Origin of the sequence: Mycolicibacterium doricum, from assembly GCF_010728155.1 — a bacterium.
GTDB classification, from domain to species: domain Bacteria; phylum Actinomycetota; class Actinomycetes; order Mycobacteriales; family Mycobacteriaceae; genus Mycobacterium; species Mycobacterium doricum.
The window spans coordinates 2,439,781-2,456,663 of sequence record NZ_AP022605.1 but is presented as its reverse complement, the minus strand read 5'-3'; the positions used below and the strand labels follow the sequence as shown (position 1 = coordinate 2,456,663).

Sequence of the window (16,883 nt, the reverse complement as noted above, 5' to 3'; positions counted from 1 at the left end):
TGCCTGACGGGGTGAAATCGCCGCTCGCCAGGACCGGAGGCGATCCATGGCAGCATGTGGTCCCATGAGGCTTCGGATCGGGGTCGCGGCGACCGTCATCGCACTGCCGCTCGTCGCGGGGTGCAGCAACCTGGTCGACGGTCGCGCGGTCATCGCCGTCCCGCCGCCGGGGACGCCGATCCAGTGGGCGCCGTGCCAGGCGGGTGCGCCGTCCGACGAGTCCCGCATCCCCGCCGGTGCGGACTGCGGTCTGCTGTCGGTGCCGGTGGACTACGGGGATCCCGACGGTGATGTGGCCCGGTTGGCGATGATCCGCTTCGAGGCCACCGGCGACAAGATCGGCTCGATGGTGGTCAACCCCGGCGGACCGGGTGAGTCGGGTGTCGAGGCGGCCGTGTCTATGCTGCCGGCGGTCCCGCAGTCGGTGCGGGAACGTTTCGACGTCGTCGGGTTCGACCCGCGCGGAGTCGCGTCGTCCACACCGGCGGTGTGGTGCAATTCCGACGCCGACAACGACCGGATCCGCGCCGACCCCCAGGTCGACTACACCCCCGAGGGTGTCGAACACATCGAGAGTGAGACCAAGGCGTTCATCGAACGCTGTGTCGACAAGTCCGGCGAGGAATTCCTGGCCAACATCGGCACCGTCAACGTCGCCAAGGACCTCGACGCGATCCGGGCCGCGCTCGGCGACGAGAAGCTGACCTACCTGGGCTACTCGTACGGCACCCGCATCGGCGCCTCCTACGCCGAGCAGTTCCCGCAGAACGTGCGCGCGATGATCCTGGACGGCGCGGTCGACCCCAATGCCGACCCGCTGCAGGCCGACATCCGCCAGGCCGCGGCGTTCCAGACCGCATTCAACGACTACGCCGCCGACTGCGCGAAGCGGCCGGACTGCCCGCTGGGCACCGACCCGGCCAAGGCCGTCGAGGTCTACAAGAGCCTGGTCGACCCACTGGTGGAGGAGCCGGCCAAAACCGACGACCCCCGCGGCCTGAGCTATAGCGACGCCATCGTCGGCACCATTCAGACGCTGTACTCACCGAGCCTGTGGCGCTACCTCACTCAGGGGCTCGCCGAGCTCGAGGCCGGACGCGGCGACACCATGCTGGCGCTGGCCGACCTCTACATGCGCCGGGATACACAGGGCCACTACAACAATTCGACCGACGCCCGGGTAGCGGTCAACTGTGTCGACCGGCCGCCGGTGACCGACCGCGACAAGATCGTCGAGCAGGACCGCAAGCTGCGCGAGGTGGCGCCGTTCATGAGCTACGGCGAATTCACCGGACACGCCCCGCTGAGCACCTGTGCGTTCTGGCCGGTCCCGCCGACCAGCACGCCGCACGAACTCGACGTCGACGGGCTACCGCCGATCCTGGTGGTGTCCACCACCAACGACCCGGCCACCCCCTACCAGGCGGGTGTCGACCTCGCCCGCCAACTCGGCGGCACCATGCTCACGTTCGAGGGCACCCAGCACACCGTGGTGTTCCAGGGCAACGCCTGCGTCGACGAGATCGCGGCCAGATACCTTATCGACGTCGTCGTACCGCCGCCGGACACCCGGTGCCGCTGACTGGTCACAGCCGGGTCACCGTTTGTCTGCTCGTGGCGCCTGAGCTGATCGGCCGTGCGAGCATGATCGCCATGTGGCGGGTAGGGCGGGCCTTGACGCTGGGCGCGTTGGCGCTCGTCGTCGCCGGCGGTGTCGCAGGCCCCGCATCGGCTACCCCGGAGGGGGACGCCACCGAGCTCTTCGGCCGGCCGCCGGTATGGGGTACGTGCCAGCAGTGGGTCGACGCGGCGCGGATACCCACCGCGCAGTGTGGGACCGTCTCGGTCCCGGTGAACTACGATCAGCCCGACGGCGCCCAGGCTCAGCTCGCGGTGATCCGGATCCCGGCCACCGGCGACCGCATCGGGGCGCTCATGGTCAACCCCGGCGGGCCGGGCGCCTCCGCGGTCGACACCGTCAGTGGTATGGGCGCCGCCCTCGCCGACACCGAGATCGGCCGGCGCTTCGACCTGGTGGGCTTCGATCCGCGCGGCGTAGGGCACTCCACGCCGCAGCTGCGCTGTCGCACCGACGCCGAATTCGACGCCTACCGCCGCGAACCGATGGTGGACTACAGCCCGGCCGGGGTGGCGCACATCGAGGGGATTCACCGCCGCTTCGCCCAGCAGTGTGTGGAGCGGATGGGCCGCGACTTCCTGGCCAACTTGGGCACCGCCGACGCCGCGCGGGACATGGAGGTGGTCCGGGCGGCGCTGGGGGAGGATCAGCTCAACTACCTCGGCTTCTCCTACGGCACCGAACTGGGCGCCGCCTACGCCGAGCGCTATCCCGACCGGTTGCGCGCGATGGTGCTCGACGGCGCGGTCGACCCCAGCCTCGACCCGATCGACGAATCCGTCGCGCAGCAGGCTGGATTCCAGCGGGCCTTCGACACCTACGGGGCGGACTGCGCCAAGTCCGCAGGCTGTCCACTGGGCAGCGACCCGACCCAGTTCGTGGCGCGCTACCGCCAGCTCGTCGACCCGCTGGTGGCTCGTCCGGCCGCCACTGCCGACCCACGGGGACTGAGTTACCAGGATGCGATCACGGGCACCGGTAACGCGCTGTACAGCCCGCGGTTCTGGCCGTATCTGACCAGCGGGCTGCTGGGCCTGCAGCGCGGCACTGACCCCGGGGACCTGTTGACGCTGGCCGACGAGTACCAGCGCCGAGATGCCGCAGGCCACTACAGCAACCGCCAGGACGCCTTCACCGCGATCCGCTGCGTGGATGCGCCCTACCCCACGGATCCGGCCGCATGGGTGCAGGCGGACCGGCGATTCCGGGAGGCGGCGCCGTTCCTGTCCTACGGCCAGTTCACCGGATACGCGCCGCGCGACGTGTGCGCGCTGTGGCCGGTGCCCGCCACGTCGGCGCCGCGGCCGGCCACCAACCCGGGCCCCGGGAAGGTCGTCGTGGTGTCCACCACCGGTGATCCGGCCACCCCGTATGAGGCCGGTGTCGCGTTGGCGCGGCAGATGGGCGCCTCGTTGATCACCTTCGAGGGCAGGCAGCACACCGTGGTCTTCAACGGCGACGCCTGTGTCGACACGGCGGTGGTGCGGTTCCTGGTCGACGGCGTCGTGCCGCCGAACGGTTTGCGGTGCTGACCGGGAATCCAGTCGGAGCAGCGCCGTAACACCGAATTAACAGGCGGAACCTACGCTCGCGGTCATGGATCGCCAGAAGGAATTCGTGCTGCGCACGCTGGAGGAACGCGACATCCGCTTCGTCCGGCTGTGGTTCACGGACGTCCTCGGTTACCTCAAGTCCGTGGCGATCGCGCCCGCCGAACTCGACGGCGCCTTCGAGGAGGGCATCGGCTTCGACGGCTCCGCGATCGAGGGCTTCGCGCGTGTCTCGGAAGCCGATGTGGTCGCCCGCCCCGATCCGTCCACCTTCCAGGTGCTGCCGTGGGTAGACCGTTCCGGCAAGCACCACTCGGCCCGGATGTTCTGCGACATCACCATGCCCGACGGGTCGCCGTCGTGGGCCGACTCCCGCCACGTGCTGCGCCGCCAGCTCGCCAAGGCCAGCGATCTAGGGTTCTCCTGCTACGTGCACCCCGAGGTCGAGTTCTTCCTCCTCGAACCCGGCCCCAACGACGGCACTCCACCTGTACCGGCCGACACCGGCGGGTACTTCGACCAGGCCGCGCACGACTCGGCGCCCAACTTCCGCAGGCACGCCATCGACGCGCTCGAGCAGATGGGCATCTCGGTCGAGTTCAGCCACCACGAAGGCGCCCCCGGCCAGCAGGAGATTGACCTGCGCTACGCCGACGCGCTCTCGATGGCCGACAACGTGATGACGTTCCGCTACGTCGTCAAAGAGATCGCGCTCGGTGACGGCGTCCGGGCGTCGTTCATGCCCAAACCGTTCGCCGAACACCCCGGCTCGGCGATGCACACCCACATGAGCCTGTTCGAGGGCGACACCAACGCCTTCCACAGCCCCGACGACCCGCTGCAGCTCTCCGACGTCGCCAAGTCGTTCATCGCGGGCATCCTCGAGCACGCCTGCGAGATCAGCGCCGTCACCAACCAGTGGGTGAACTCCTACAAGCGACTGGTGCACGGCGGCGAGGCGCCGACGGCCGCCTCCTGGGGCGCGGCCAACCGCTCTGCGCTGGTCCGGGTGCCGATGTACACCCCGCGCAAGGCGTCGTCGCGCCGCGTCGAGGTGCGCAGCCCCGATTCGGCGTGCAACCCGTACCTGACGTTCGCGGTGCTGCTGGCCGCCGGACTGCGCGGGGTGCAGAAAGGCTACGTGCTGGGTCCGCAGGCCGAGGACAACGTGTGGAGCCTGACCCCCGAAGAGCGCCGCGCTATGGGCTACAAGGAGTTGCCCGGCAGCCTCGGCGTCGCGCTCGGCGAAATGGAGAACTCCGAATTGGTCGCCGAGGCGTTGGGGGAGCATGTCTTCGACTACTTCCTGCGCAACAAGCGCGCGGAGTGGGAAACGTATCGCAGCCATGTCACGCCGTACGAGCTGCGGGCGTACCTGTCGCTGTGAGACGGGCGCGGTAACGTCGGCAGCGTGGCCCGACCGTCGACCGAACGCTCCACGCTGCCCAGCACCGGGCGTCTCGGGCTGGTGGAGAACCAGGCCCCCGCGCACCTCGACCGGCTGGGCTGGAACACCGACCGACACGTCGAACTACTGTGGTCGCTCTCACGTGCACCCGACGCCGACAGCGCACTGCAGACCATGGTCCGCCTCGCCGACGCGCTCGGCGACGGCTGGGACAGGCTCGACGCCGCACTGCTGAGCGACAAACCGTTGCGCGGACGGCTGTTCGCGGTGCTGGGTTCGTCGCTAGCGCTCGGCGACCACCTCGTCGCCCACCCCGAGAAGTGGGAATTGCTCGCGGGCAAGGTTGCGCTCTCGACGGCCGAGGCGCTGCGCGAGGAGTTCATCGCGCTCGCGCAATCGGTCACCGACGCAGCTTCGGCGATGCTGCCGCTGCGCACCCTGTACCGCGACCGGCTGCTGGTGCTCGCCGCCCTCGACGTGGCGCCCACCGTGGAGAACGAACCGGTGCTGCCGTTCTCGACCGTCGGCGAGCACCTGTCGGACCTGGCCGACGCCGCGCTCGCCAGTGCGCTCGAGGTGGCGATGCGCTCGGTGTGCGGCGACGCCGACCGGCCTCGCATCGCCATCATCGCGATGGGCAAATGCGGCGCGCGCGAACTCAACTACGTCAGCGATGTCGACGTCATCTTCGTCTCCGACCCCGCCGACGGGACCACCACCCGGGTGGCCGGGGAGATGATGCGGTTCGCCGCCGACGCGTTCTTCGAAGTCGACGCGGCGCTGCGTCCGGAAGGCAAACACGGTCAACTCGTCCGCACGCTGGATTCGCACGTCGCCTACTACCAGCGCTGGGCCAGGACGTGGGAGTTCCAGGCACTGATGAAGGCCCGGCCCGCGGCCGGTGACGCCGATCTGGGCCGCGAGTACATTCAGGCGCTGTCTCCGATGGTCTGGACCGCCTGTGAGCGTGAGGATTTCGTCCCCGAGGTGCAGGCGATGAGACGGCGGGTGGAGGAACTGCTGCCTGCCGGGGTGCGGGGTCGGGAACTCAAACTCGGGACCGGGGGCCTGCGCGACGTGGAATTCGCCGTCCAGCTGCTGCAGCTCGTACACGGACGCAACGACGAGTCGCTGCACGTCGCGTCGACGGTCGATGCGCTGGCGGCGTTGGGCGCCGGCGGCTACGTCGGCCGCGACGACGCCGCCAATCTCACCGCGTCCTACGAATTCCTGCGGCTCCTCGAGCACCGGCTGCAGCTGCAGCGACTCAAGCGGACCCACCTGCTGCCGGAGGCCGACGACGACGAGGCGTTGCGCTGGCTGGCCCGCGCCGCGCACGTCCGACCCGACGGGCAGCACGATGCCCTCGGCGTGCTGCGCGAGGAACTCAAGCGGCAGAGCCTGCGGGTGTCGCGGCTGCATGCCAAGCTGTTCTACCAGCCACTGCTGGAGTCGGTGCGCCAACCGGCGCTGGGCATCGAGCCGGGGATGAGCACCGCCGCGGCCGAAAGGCAGCTGGCGGCATTGGGGTACGAGGGTCCGCAGAGCGCCCTGACGCATCTGGCCGCGCTCACCGGTGAGCGTGGTCGTCGCGGCCGGGTGCAGCGGGTGCTGCTGCCCACGCTGCTCGACTGGCTCTCCGACACCCCCGACCCCGACGCCGGCCTGCTGTCCTACCGCCGCATCAGCGAGGCGCTGGCCGAGCAGCGGTGGTATCTGAGCACGCTGCGCGACGAGGGAGCCGTCGCCAAACGGCTGATGCGGGTGCTCGGGACGTCGGCCTACGTGCCCGACCTGTTGATGCGCGCCCCGGAGGTCATCCAGCTCTACGCCGACGGACCCAACGGACCCAAACTGCTCGACACGGAACCCGAAGCCATGGCAAGGGGGCTGGTGGCGTCGGCGGGCAGGCACGCCGACCCGGTGCGGGCCATTGACGCGGCGCGCACACTGCGGCGCCGCGAACTCGCGCGCATCGCCTCGGCCGATCTGCTTGGCATGCTCGAGGTTACCCAGGTGTGCCGGGCGCTGACGGCGCTGTGGGTGGCCGTGCTGCAGGCCGCGCTGGACGCGGTGATGCGCGCCAACGCCCCCGAGGGCGGGCCCCCCGCGCGAATCGCGGTGATCGGCATGGGCCGGCTCGGAGGCCAGGAACTGGGATACGGCTCGGACGCCGACGTGATGTTCGTCTGCGAACCGTGCAGTGGCGCCGAGGAATCCGCCGCGGTGAAGTGGGCGACCGGCGTTGCCGAGGGGGTGCGCTCACGGCTGGGGACCCCGAGCGCAGACCCGCCACTGGAAGTGGACACGGGGCTGCGCCCCGAGGGACGTAACGGACCGCTGGTGCGCACGCTGGCGTCCTACGAGGCGTACTACGCACAGTGGGCGCAGCCGTGGGAGGTGCAGGCGCTGCTGCGCGCGCACCGCGTCGCAGGGGATCTCGAACTCGGTGAACGGTTCCTGCTGACGATCGACAAGACGCGCTACCCGGCCGGCGGCGCGTCGGCACAAGCCGTCCAGGAGATCCGGCGGATCAAGGCCCGCGTCGACGCCGAACGGTTACCGCGCGGCGCGGATCCCAACACCCACACCAAGCTCGGCCGGGGCGGGCTGGCCGACATCGAATGGACCGTCCAGCTCATGCAGCTGCGATTCGCGCACAAGGTGCCGGCCCTGCACTGCACCTCGACGCTGGAGGCGCTCAACGCGATCGGCGCCGCCGAACTCATCGCAGAAGGAGACGTCGACCTGTTGCGGCAGGCCTGGCTCACGGCGACGCGGGCGCGTAACGCGCTGGTGCTGGTGCGCGGCAAGCCGACCGACCAGCTGCCCGGCCCAGGCCGGATGCTCAACGCGGTGGCGGTGGCCGCCGGCTGGGACAGCGACGACGGCGGCGAGTTCCTCGACAACTACCTGCGGGTGACGAGACGCGCGAAGACGGTGGTCCGCAAGGTGTTCGGTGGCTGAGACGGCACAGCCCCGGAGTGGCCGTCCGACCTGGTGAGCACCGAGGAGTACGCGCGGCTCGCTACGAACAACGGGGCCACCGGTTCCACAACGGCGTCTTCACGTCACCGACATGAAGGCCCCTCGACGAAGCTACCGTGCGTCGCGGTCGAGGGCCAGCTAAGAGCGCGGCCGCCGGAACCGGCTGAGCAGCCCGCCGCGGCGAACCGGTTGACCGGTCGCGTATCCGGCGGGTGCGGCGGTCCCGGTGACCACCCGGTTGGGCGCCACCCCGCCTGCCCCGACGCCGCCCATCCGGCCGCGTCGGCGGGCATCGGCCGACCACGCACCGGCGCCGAGTCCGGCGATCGCGAGGAAGCCGAAGCAGAACAGCAGGACCACCTCGCCGCCGTTCTGCATCGGCCAGAAGCTGGCCGCCGGCCCGTCCAGCGGCGGCCAGTGCTTCCAGAAGTAGGCCACGGCCATCTCACCGGAGGCGATGAACGCCGCGACCCGGGTGAAGAGGCCCACTGCGATGAGCAGACCCGCCGAAAGTTCGATGATCCCGGCCCACCAGAACGGCCAGGTGCCGACCGGGATGGGTTCACCCACCGGCCAGCCGAAGATCTTCGCCGAACCGTGCAGTGCGAACAGGAGGCCGGCAATGATGCGGAAAACACTCAGGAGCGGGGAGGAATAGCTCGCCAACCGAGCGTCGAAAGTGGTCGCCATGGGCTGACCTTACGCGCCGATATGCCGCGGGTTCACAGCTCGAGCAACACTGTCACCGGACCGTCGTTGACCAGTTCCACTTCCATGTGCGCCCCGAAAACTCCTGTTTGCACAGATGCTCCCAGCACACGCAGCGCCTCACAGAACGCGCCGACCAACGGTTCGGCGACCGGTCGGGGCGCCGCGGCGCTCCATGACGGTCGCCGCCCCTTGACGGTGTCGGCATCGAGAGTGAACTGGCTGACGACCAGGATCGGCGCGGCCAGGTCGGCGGCCGAGCGCTCGCCGTCGAGAATTCGCAGCCGCCAGAGCTTTCCGGCGAGTTTGCGCGCGATGTCCGCGTCGTCGGTGTGGGTGACGCCGACCAGTGCGAGGAGGCCCTGGTGGGTGGGTGCGATGGCGCCCACCACGTCGCCGTCGACGACGACGCTCGCTGAGGATACCCGCTGCACCAGAACCCGCATGGGTCCATCCAAGCGACAGGGCCGGGTGGTGCGAACACCCCCCGGCCCTTCACGTCGCTGACGGCTCAGACGTCGTAGTACAGCGAGAACTCGTAGGGATGCGGACGGATCTGGATCGGCATGATCTCGTTCTCCCGCTTGTAGGAGATCCAGGTCTCGATCAGGTCCTCGGTGAACACGCCACCCTCGGTGAGGTACTCGTGATCCTCCTCGAGCCGGTCGATCACCGCGGACAGCGACGTCGGAGCCTGCGGGATGCCGGCGGCCTCGTCCGGCGGCAGCTCGTAGAGGTCCTTGTCGACCGGGGCCTGCGGCTCGATCTTGCGCTTGATGCCGTCGATGCCGGCCATCAGCATCGCCGCGAACGCCAGGTACGGGTTGCCCGAGCTGTCCGGGCAGCGGAACTCGAGACGCTTGGCCTTCGGGTTGTTGCCGGTGATCGGGATGCGCACGCACGCCGAGCGGTTGCGCTGGCTGTACACCAGGTTGATCGGCGCCTCATAGCCCGGCACCAAACGCTTGTAGGAGTTCACCGTGGGGTTGGTGAACGCCAGCAGCGACGGCGCGTGGTGCAGGATGCCGCCGATGTAATGGCGGGCGAGGTCGGACAGACCCGCGTAACCCGACTCGTCGTGGAACAGCGGCTGGCCGTCCTTCCACAGCGACTGATGGGCGTGCATACCGGAGCCGTTGTCCCCGAACAGCGGCTTGGGCATGAACGTGACCGTCTTGCCCTCCTGCCATGCGGTGTTCTTGATGATGTACTTGAACAGCAACACGTCATCGGCGGCGTGCAGCAGCGTGTCGAACTTGTAGTTGATCTCGGCCTGACCGGCGGTGCCCACCTCGTGATGGCCGCGCTCGAGGATGAAGCCGGCGTTCTGCAGGTTCGTGGCCATCTTGTCGCGCACGTCCACATAGTGGTCGTAGGGCGCGACGGGGAAGTAACCGCCCTTGGGACGCACCTTGTAACCGCGGTTGGCGCTGCCGTCCGCCTCGAACGGCTCGCCGGTGTTCCACCAACCCGACTCGGAATCGACCTCGTAGAAGGTGCCGTTGATCTTCGAGTCGAAGGTGACCGAGTCGAAGATGTAGAACTCGGCCTCGGCGCCGAAGAAGCAGGTGTCGGCGATGCCGGTGCTGGCCAGGTAGTTCTCGGCCTTGCGTGCCACGTTGCGGGGGTCGCGGGAGTAGGCCTCGCGGGTGAACGGATCGTGCACGAAGAAGTTCATGTTCAGCGTCTTGGCGTGCCGGAACGGGTCGATGCGCGCCGTCGCCGGGTCGGGCAGCAGCATCATGTCCGACTCGTGGATCGACTGGAAGCCGCGGACAGACGAGCCGTCGAACGCCAGACCGTCGTCGAAGACACTTTCGTCGAAGGCCGAGGCCGGGATCGAGAAGTGCTGGACGACGCCGGGCAGATCGCAGAAGCGAATGTCGACGTATTCGACCGATTCGTCCTTGATCAACTTGATGATGTCGTCGGCCGTCTTATCTGCCACTCTACTTTTCTCCTTTACTGGTAACCCGCGCGTTGACGCTAGGGACACGATGTTGCACGATCGTCAACCGCATGTTGCGGCAGCGTTACGGCGGAGCATCACACCCGGTTTCGCGGCGGGCGCCGCGGGCACCCCTATCCTTTCAGTATGGCCCGCACGCTCGGGTCCTGGCTGTCCGGACCGGAATCGAACCGCGGACCCGGCGGCCCGGGCCGACCACCGACTGAATACCCGGGTGAGAGGCTCGGCGCGCCCGACAGCGGGCCCGGGTCGATGGCGCGGTTCGGCCGCCGGGTCGCCGCCCTGCTCGTCGACTGGTTCGTCGCCTACGGGCTGGCCGCGCTGGCGATGGCACTCGGCCTCATCTCGGTCGGTGCGCTGTCGACGGTGATCCTCGTCATCTGGTTCCTCCTCGGGGCGGCGTCGGTGCGCCTGTTCGGCTTCACCCCCGGTCAGTTCGTCCTCGGGCTGATGGTGGTGTCGATGGACGACCGACAGCACGTCGGCCTGGGCCGCGCCGTGGTTCGCGGGCTGCTGATCGCACTGGTGATCCCGGCGCTGTTCACCGACGAGGATCTGCGCGCGCTGCACGATCTGGCCACCAAGACGGCGGTGGTTCGCCGAACATGAGCTCTTCCGGGCCAGTAACCGGCGCACACGCTCACATTCGACGTCAGTCCTCGTGGCGCATCTGCCCGTTCATCATCGTCAGCACCACGTTCGTGCGATGAATGTCGTGGAGGTCGACCTCCAGGATGATCTGGTCGAGCACGATCAGATCGGCGCGATTGCCGGCCTCGACGGAGCCCACCAAGGCGTCCAGCCTGATCTGGTAGGCGGCGCCGATCGTGTTGGCGTGCACCGAACGCCGCGAAATGCGGCGCCCACTCACGCGCGGTGCACACCTGCGGAAGTATCGCCGGTGGACCTACTGTGCGTGTCGCGGCGCGCCGCTAACGGCGGCGCACGGTGCGCTGGACGCCGCGCATCTTGGCCTGCGCGGGCATCGGGCCCTTCGGCATCGCGGCCGGGCCGATCTTGGTGCCCAGCGCTGCCAGCCGCGACTCCAGCGCATCCATCTGCTTGACGGTGATGTTGGCGGGGAGCTTGTTGAGGTGGCGCTCGAGCTTGGCCAACGGCACCTCGCCCTCGCCGTTGCCGACGACGACGTCATAGATCGGGGTGTCGCCGATCAGCCGGGCGGTGCGCTTCTTTTCCTGGGCGAGCAGCGGCTTGACCCGGCCGGCGTTGCCCTCGCCGACGAAGATGACGCCGGGACGGCCGATCACCCGGTGGACGGCGTCGAAGTTGCCTGTCGCCGCGACGCCCGGCGTCACCCGCCACCGCCCGCGCAGATTGTCCAGTGCCCACGCGGCGGCGCCGGTCTGGCCCTCGGCCTTGCGGTACACCGACTTCTGCGCCCGGCGCCCGAAGATGATGAATGCCACCAGCGCCCCGAGCACGATGCCCAGCGGGATCAGCATGTACGTCGTGAACCCGCCGGCGAGGACACCGACCGCGACCGAAACACCGACGACCAGGACGAACGCGCCGATCATGTACGGCAGGAGCCGGCTGTCCTCTTTGCGCTGGATCTGGAACGCCTGCCAGAGCTGACTGCGCCGCTGCTTGGACGCGGCCTTGCGGGCGGCCTTCGCCTCGGCCTTTGCGGCCTTGGTGGCGGCGGTGTTGCGGGTCTTGGCCATGCCCTCAGGATACGGGTGGCGTCGCGGCCCATTTCAGCCGCGCAGCCTGCGCGTACAGCCGCCCCGCACGGTAGGACGAACGCACCAGCGGACCGGCCAGCACGCCGACGAATCCGAGACCCTCGGCGAACTCCGCGAACTCGACGAACTCCTCGGGAGTGACCCAGCGGTCCACGGGATGGTGGCGGGGCGAGGGCCGCAGGTACTGCGTGATCGTGACGATGTCGCAGCCCGCCTCGTGTAGGTCGACCAGCGCCGTCCGTACCTCGTCGGGCGTCTCACCCATGCCGAGGATCAGGTTGCTCTTGGTAACCAGGCCATCGTCGCGGGCCGCGGTCAGCACCGCGAGGCTGCGCTCGTACCGGAAGGCCGGCCGGATCCGCTTGAAGATGCGCGGGACCGTCTCGACGTTGTGCGCCAACACTTCCGGGCGCGACTCGAAGACGGTCTCCAGCTGCACACGGTCGCCGTTGAAATCGGGGATCAGCAGTTCGACGCCGGTGTCGGGGTTGAGCCGCTTGATCTCGCGTACGGTCTCCGCGTACAGCCAGGCGCCGCCGTCGGGCAGGTCGTCGCGCGCGACGCCGGTGACCGTCGAGTACCGCAGCCCCATGGCCGCCACACTCTGGGCGACCCGGCGCGGTTCGTCGCGGTCGAGTTCGGTCGGCTTACCGGTGTCGATCTGGCAGAAGTCACAGCGGCGCGTGCACTGCTCTCCGCCGATCAGGAAGGTGGCCTCGCGGTCCTCCCAGCATTCGAAGATGTTGGGACACCCGGCCTCTTCGCACACCGTGTGCAGGCCTTCACGCCGGACGAGGGATTTGAGCTCTTGGTACTCCGGTCCCATCCTGGCGCGGGTCTTGATCCACGGGGGTTTGCGTTCGATGGGCGTCTGGGCGTTGCGAACCTCCAGGCGCAGGAGTTTTCGGCCCTCCGGCGGCGTGACCGTCACTGTGCCGATTCTAGCCGCTGTGTCGATTCTGGCCGCTGTGTCGATTCTGGCCGCCGTGTCGATTCTGGCCGCGGTGTCGCTTCTACCCGCGCGACCGCGCCCGCATCGATCGGCAGGCGGCCGTCGAGCGCGTCACACACCCGCTCGGTGACGGCATCGGTGACCTCGGCGACGGTGACGCGGCGTCCCAGTTCGGCGGTCAGCGACGTCACGCCAGCATCGGCGATCCCGCACGGCACGATGACCGAGAACGCCGACAGGTCACAGTCGCAGTTCAAGGCGAACCCGTGCAGCGTGGTGCCGCGGGACACCCGGACACCGATGGCGCCGATCTTGCGTTCCGGCCGCGGGCCGTCACCGGGAAGCCAGACCCCCGAGCGGCCGTCGACCCGCCCGGCGTCGAGCCCCAGGTCAGTGCACACCGCGATCAGGGCCTCCTCGATGCGGCGCACGAAGTTCACCACGTCGAGCGGTTCGGCCAGTCCGACGATCGGGTAGCCGACCAGCTGGCCGGGGCCGTGCCAGGTGATCTTGCCGCCGCGGTCGGTGTTCACCACCGGCGTGCCGTCCAGGGGACGCTCGTGTGGTTCGGTGCGCCTACCCGCCGTGTAGACAGCCGGATGTTGCAGCAGCAGAAGGGTGTCGGGTCCGCCGGCGACCCGCGCATCGACGAGCCGGCGCTGCTGTTCCCACGCGTCGAGGTAGTCGACGGTGCCCAGGTGCCGCACCTCTGGGGGGTGGGTCGACGACCTGATCGAAACCGCCATGTCCTCGACGCTACTCGTTCAGGCGTCCCGCGGACCGGTGGCGTAGGCGAGGGCTTCCCCGACGGTGTTGTGGTGGAACGTGAACCCGGCTCGCTCCAGTGCGGCGGGGATCGCCCGCTGACCGCTGAGCAGCCCTTCGTCGGCGAATTCGCCGAGCACCGTGCGCAGAGCGAACCCGGGCACCATCAGCGGGGCCGGCCGGTTGAGCGCACGGCCCAGCGCCGTGGTGAACTCCGCGTTCGTGACCGGTGCCGGACCGGTCAGGTTCAGCGGGCCGGACAGGTCTTCCCGGGCTACCGCGAACAGCACCGCGCGCACCTGGTCCTCGAGGCTGATCCACGGCATGTACTGCCTGCCGTTGCCCAGTCGCGCGCCCGAGCCCAGGCTGAACAGCGGTTTGAGCCGGCTCAGCATCCCGCCGGACGATGAGAGCACCAGACCCGTGCGCAGCAGCACCACCCGGGCGCCGTCGTCGGCGGCCGCCGCCGTCGCGGCCTCCCAGTCCACGCAGAGCTGTGCGAGGAAGCCGTCGCCCGCGGGTGCGGATTCGTCGGTCACCCGGTCGCGGGTATCGCCGTAATAGCCGACGGCACTGGCGTTGACCAGCACCGGGACCCCGGCCTCGGCGACGGCGTTGGCCAGCACCTCGGTGGGGTCGATGCGGCTGTCGCGCAGGGTCTGCTTGAACGCACCCGACCAGCGGCGCTGCCCGACGCCGACACCGCACAGGTTGATCACGGCGTCGACCCCGCGAAGCGCATCCCCGTGTAACTCACCGCTGTCCGGATTCCAGAACACCTCGTCGGCGTTCGACGGTGGCCGGCGCACGATCCGCACCACCCGGCGGTCCGCTGCGCGCAGCGCCGACACCAACGCCGAACCGATGAGACCGGAAGAGCCCGCGATCGCGATCACGGCCCCGCCAGATGTCGCCGGCCCCCCGGCTCCGGTGGCCACCGGGTTAGAGCCCCAGGTCGGCCTCGAACGAACCCTCTTCGAGTCGGCGCTTGATGGTGGTCAGGAAGCGACCGGCGTCCGCACCGTCGATGAGCCGGTGGTCGTAGGTCAGCGGCAGGTAGCAGATCGACCGCACACCGATCGACTCGTTGCCGAACTCGTCGACGATCACCCGCGGCCGCTTGACGATCGCGCCGGTGCCCAGCATCGCCGCCTGCGGCGGAACCAGGATCGGCGTGTCGAACAGCGCGCCCTGGCTGCCGATGTTGGTGATGGTGAACGTGCCGCCGGACAGTTCCTCTGGTTTGAGGTCACCGGAGCGGGCGCGCGACGCGATGTCGTTGATCGCCCGGGCCAGCCCGCCCAGCGACAGGTCGCCGGCGTTCTTGACGACGGGGGAGAGCAGACCCTGTTCGGTGTCGACCGCGAAGCCGAGGTGCTCGGCGTCGTAGTAGGTGATCTCCTTGGTGTCCTCGTTGTAGCTCGCGTTGACGTTCGGGTGCATCTTCAGCGCGTCGATGACCGCCCTGGCGATGAACGGCAGGTACGTGAGGTTCACGCCCTCACGCTCGGCGAAGCCCGCCTTGGCCTTGGTACGCAGGGCCACGATCTTGGTCATGTCGACCTCGTGGGTCTGCGTCAACTGCGCTGTGGCTTGCAGGGACTCGCGTGTCTTCTTCGCCGTCAGCTGGCGGATGCGGGTGGCCTTCTGCGTCGTGCCACGCAGGTGCGCCAGCGGCGCGTCGGCAGCGTTCGCGTTCGCGGGCGCCATCGCCGCGGCCGGCGCCTTGCCGGGTGCCTCGGCAGCGTCCTCGGTTTTTCCGGCCGGCGCCTTCTTGGCCTCTGCCGCCGCAAGCACATCCTGCTTGCGGATGCGGCCCCCCACGCCGGTGCCCTTGACGCCGGCCAGGTCGACGTCGTGCTCGGCGGCCAGTTTGCGCACCAGCGGTGTGACGTAGGGGCCGCCGCCGTCGGACGGCTCGGTGTCCTGCTGCGGCTCGGGTTCCTTCTTGGGCTCGGGTTTCGGCTCCGGCTTGGACTCGGGTTTCGGCTCCGGCTTGGACTCCTGCCTGGGTTCCGGCTCTTGCTCGGGTTCCGGCTCCGGCTCGGGTTCGGCCTCGGGTTCGGTCTCGGCCTGATCGGCGTCACCGATCTTCGCTAGTTCGCCGCCGACCTCTACCGTGTCGTCCTCATCGGCGATGATCTCGAGCAGTGTGCCCGCGACAGGGGAGGGAATCTCGGTGTCCACCTTGTCGGTCGACACCTCCAGCAGCGGTTCGTCGACCTCGACGCTGTCGCCCACCTTCTTGAGCCACCGGGTGACCGTGCCCTCGGTAACGGATTCGCCCAGTTCGGGCATCTTCACCGGGGTCGCCGAACCCGACGACTTCGGCTTCGACTCCTTCTTCTTCGATTCCGTTTGGGGCTCGTCGGCCGTCTCCTCGGCGGCCGGTTGCGACTGCACCGCCGGTTCCTCGGCGGGCTTCTCGTCTTCCGACGAGTCGTCGGAGGAGTCGTCGCCGTCCCCGATCACCGCCAGTTCGCCGCCGACCTCGACAGTGTCGTCCTCCTGCGCCACGATCTTTTGCAGCACACCGGAGGCCGGAGCCGGGATCTCGGTGTCGACCTTGTCGGTCGAGACCTCGAGTAGCGGTTCGTCCTGTTCGACGGTGTCACCCTCTTGCTTGAGCCACCGGGTGACGGTGCCTTCGGTGACGCTCTCACCGAGAGCGGGCATCTGAACAGAGACGGCCATGTGTGTTGGCTCCTTCGCACGATCAGTCGCGGGGGTGGGCGAACGTCGCAACCCATCCTTCCACGTCTGTACCCGGCTTTCCTCGAGAGACTCGGCAGCAGATTGCTCTGGCACTATCGAAAGGGATGTGACGAGAGCAGAGGGAGACGGTGGGACTGTTCGACAAGTGGCGCGGTCGCCGTTCCGCGCGTGCGGAGGGCCGCGACCCCGCGGCCGACCTGAGGTATCTGCGGCAGTGGGTGGCCGAACACCGCGGCGTCGAGGCGTACGTCGAACCGAAGACCACCGTCACCGACGTCACGGTGGTGCTCGTCGCCGCCGACGGTGAATGGACGCGGCGGCGCGCCGGGGGAGACGCAGGTGCGCGGCGGCTGTCCGAACGGCTCAAGATCCCGGTGTACGACGTCCAGAAAGTTGGCTACCCGCAGCGCATGCGCGACTATGACGCCCGCCGGCGCATAGAACGCAAACGCGCCGCCCGCCGCGAACTAGAAGGGTGACACC

General features: G+C 69.0%; 14 protein-coding genes and 1 pseudogene. 6 read left to right on the top strand and 9 right to left on the bottom strand.

Translation table 11 applies throughout. The annotated features are described in order from the left end of the window. Window positions 1-64 precede the first annotated feature (64 nt). From G6N07_RS12005 to G6N07_RS11990, 4 genes are all read left to right on the top strand, one after another. Window positions 65-1,582, top strand: a complete 1,518-nt coding sequence (locus G6N07_RS12005) for an alpha/beta hydrolase (protein WP_179959986.1) — start codon at window positions 65-67, stop codon at window positions 1,580-1,582. A gap of 62 nt (window positions 1,583-1,644) precedes the next feature. Continuing rightward, window positions 1,645-3,171 carry an alpha/beta hydrolase gene (locus tag G6N07_RS12000; RefSeq protein ID WP_085191435.1) on the top strand — a complete coding sequence of 509 codons (1,527 nt, stop codon included), beginning with the start codon at window positions 1,645-1,647 and terminating at the stop codon, window positions 3,169-3,171. A 64-nt stretch (window positions 3,172-3,235) separates the two neighbouring features. Further along, window positions 3,236-4,576, top strand: coding sequence for a type I glutamate--ammonia ligase (glnA, locus tag G6N07_RS11995; protein ID WP_085191293.1), 1,341 nt, complete (start codon window positions 3,236-3,238; stop codon window positions 4,574-4,576). Window positions 4,577-4,600: 24 nt separating this feature from the next. Next, window positions 4,601-7,564, top strand: a complete 2,964-nt coding sequence (locus G6N07_RS11990) for a bifunctional [glutamine synthetase] adenylyltransferase/[glutamine synthetase]-adenylyl-L-tyrosine phosphorylase (protein ID WP_085191291.1) — start codon at window positions 4,601-4,603, stop codon at window positions 7,562-7,564. 159 nt (window positions 7,565-7,723) lie between these two features. Here the strand turns inward: G6N07_RS11990 and G6N07_RS11985 are convergent, their stop codons facing one another. From G6N07_RS11985 to glnA (G6N07_RS11975), 3 genes are all read right to left on the bottom strand, one after another. Next, entirely contained in the window at window positions 7,724-8,275 is a 552-nt protein-coding gene (locus G6N07_RS11985; RefSeq protein WP_085191289.1) for a DoxX family protein, read from the bottom strand. A gap of 32 nt (window positions 8,276-8,307) precedes the next feature. Beyond that, complete coding sequence (dtd, locus tag G6N07_RS11980) at window positions 8,308-8,739, bottom strand: D-aminoacyl-tRNA deacylase (protein ID WP_085191287.1); 432 nt, start codon at window positions 8,737-8,739, stop codon at window positions 8,308-8,310. Window positions 8,740-8,804: 65 nt separating this feature from the next. Beyond that, window positions 8,805-10,241, bottom strand: a complete 1,437-nt coding sequence (gene glnA / locus G6N07_RS11975; RefSeq protein WP_085191285.1) for a type I glutamate--ammonia ligase — start codon at window positions 10,239-10,241, stop codon at window positions 8,805-8,807. Between the two features lie 147 nt (window positions 10,242-10,388). Between glnA (G6N07_RS11975) and G6N07_RS11970 the strand changes: the two genes are divergently transcribed. Beyond that, window positions 10,389-10,871, top strand: coding sequence for an RDD family protein (locus G6N07_RS11970; protein ID WP_085191283.1), 483 nt, complete (start codon window positions 10,389-10,391; stop codon window positions 10,869-10,871). Between the two features lie 43 nt (window positions 10,872-10,914). Here G6N07_RS11970 and G6N07_RS11965 read toward each other — a convergent pair. The 6 genes and pseudogenes from G6N07_RS11965 to sucB all read right to left on the bottom strand — a co-directional run. Next, window positions 10,915-11,106 (bottom strand): annotated as a pseudogene (locus G6N07_RS11965) (amidohydrolase family protein); the annotation flags it as partial. Window positions 11,107-11,194: 88 nt separating this feature from the next. Further along, window positions 11,195-11,947, bottom strand: a complete 753-nt coding sequence (locus tag G6N07_RS11960; protein WP_085191279.1) for a DUF4191 domain-containing protein — start codon at window positions 11,945-11,947, stop codon at window positions 11,195-11,197. Between the two features lie 4 nt (window positions 11,948-11,951). Further along, window positions 11,952-12,926, bottom strand: a complete 975-nt coding sequence (lipA, locus tag G6N07_RS11955; RefSeq protein ID WP_404822156.1) for a lipoyl synthase — start codon at window positions 12,924-12,926, stop codon at window positions 11,952-11,954. Continuing rightward, window positions 12,896-13,666 carry a lipoyl(octanoyl) transferase LipB gene (gene lipB / locus G6N07_RS11950; RefSeq protein WP_085191275.1) on the bottom strand — a complete coding sequence of 257 codons (771 nt, stop codon included), beginning with the start codon at window positions 13,664-13,666 and terminating at the stop codon, window positions 12,896-12,898. The genes lipA and lipB overlap by 31 nt, the downstream gene beginning before the upstream one ends. Window positions 13,667-13,684: 18 nt before the next feature. Beyond that, entirely contained in the window at window positions 13,685-14,623 is a 939-nt protein-coding gene (locus G6N07_RS11945; protein WP_085191273.1) for a TIGR01777 family oxidoreductase, read from the bottom strand. Between the two features lie 4 nt (window positions 14,624-14,627). Beyond that, window positions 14,628-16,379 carry a 2-oxoglutarate dehydrogenase, E2 component, dihydrolipoamide succinyltransferase gene (gene sucB / locus G6N07_RS11940; protein ID WP_085191271.1) on the bottom strand — a complete coding sequence of 584 codons (1,752 nt, stop codon included), beginning with the start codon at window positions 16,377-16,379 and terminating at the stop codon, window positions 14,628-14,630. Between the two features lie 149 nt (window positions 16,380-16,528). On the opposite strand from sucB, the gene G6N07_RS11935 reads away from it, so the two are divergent. Continuing rightward, complete coding sequence (locus G6N07_RS11935) at window positions 16,529-16,879, top strand: oxidoreductase (protein ID WP_085191269.1); 351 nt, start codon at window positions 16,529-16,531, stop codon at window positions 16,877-16,879. The last annotated feature ends 4 nt before the right edge of the window (window positions 16,880-16,883 follow it).

What these genes read in the sequence shown, in the direction of transcription:
- G6N07_RS12005 (WP_179959986.1), top strand. Translation starts at nt 65, where the DNA reads ATGAGGCTTCGGATCGGGGTCGCGGCGACCGTCATCGCACTGCCGCTC.
- G6N07_RS12000 (WP_085191435.1), top strand. Translation starts at nt 1,645, where the DNA reads ATGATCGCCATGTGGCGGGTAGGGCGGGCCTTGACGCTGGGCGCGTTG.
- glnA (WP_085191293.1), top strand. Translation starts at nt 3,236, where the DNA reads ATGGATCGCCAGAAGGAATTCGTGCTGCGCACGCTGGAGGAACGCGAC.
- G6N07_RS11985 (WP_085191289.1), bottom strand. Translation starts at nt 8,275, where the DNA reads ATGGCGACCACTTTCGACGCTCGGTTGGCGAGCTATTCCTCCCCGCTC.
- dtd (WP_085191287.1), bottom strand. Translation starts at nt 8,739, where the DNA reads ATGCGGGTTCTGGTGCAGCGGGTATCCTCAGCGAGCGTCGTCGTCGAC.
- G6N07_RS11970 (WP_085191283.1), top strand. Translation starts at nt 10,389, where the DNA reads ATGGCCCGCACGCTCGGGTCCTGGCTGTCCGGACCGGAATCGAACCGC.
- G6N07_RS11960 (WP_085191279.1), bottom strand. Translation starts at nt 11,947, where the DNA reads ATGGCCAAGACCCGCAACACCGCCGCCACCAAGGCCGCAAAGGCCGAG.
- lipB (WP_085191275.1), bottom strand. Translation starts at nt 13,666, where the DNA reads ATGGCGGTTTCGATCAGGTCGTCGACCCACCCCCCAGAGGTGCGGCAC.
- sucB (WP_085191271.1), bottom strand. Translation starts at nt 16,379, where the DNA reads ATGGCCGTCTCTGTTCAGATGCCCGCTCTCGGTGAGAGCGTCACCGAA.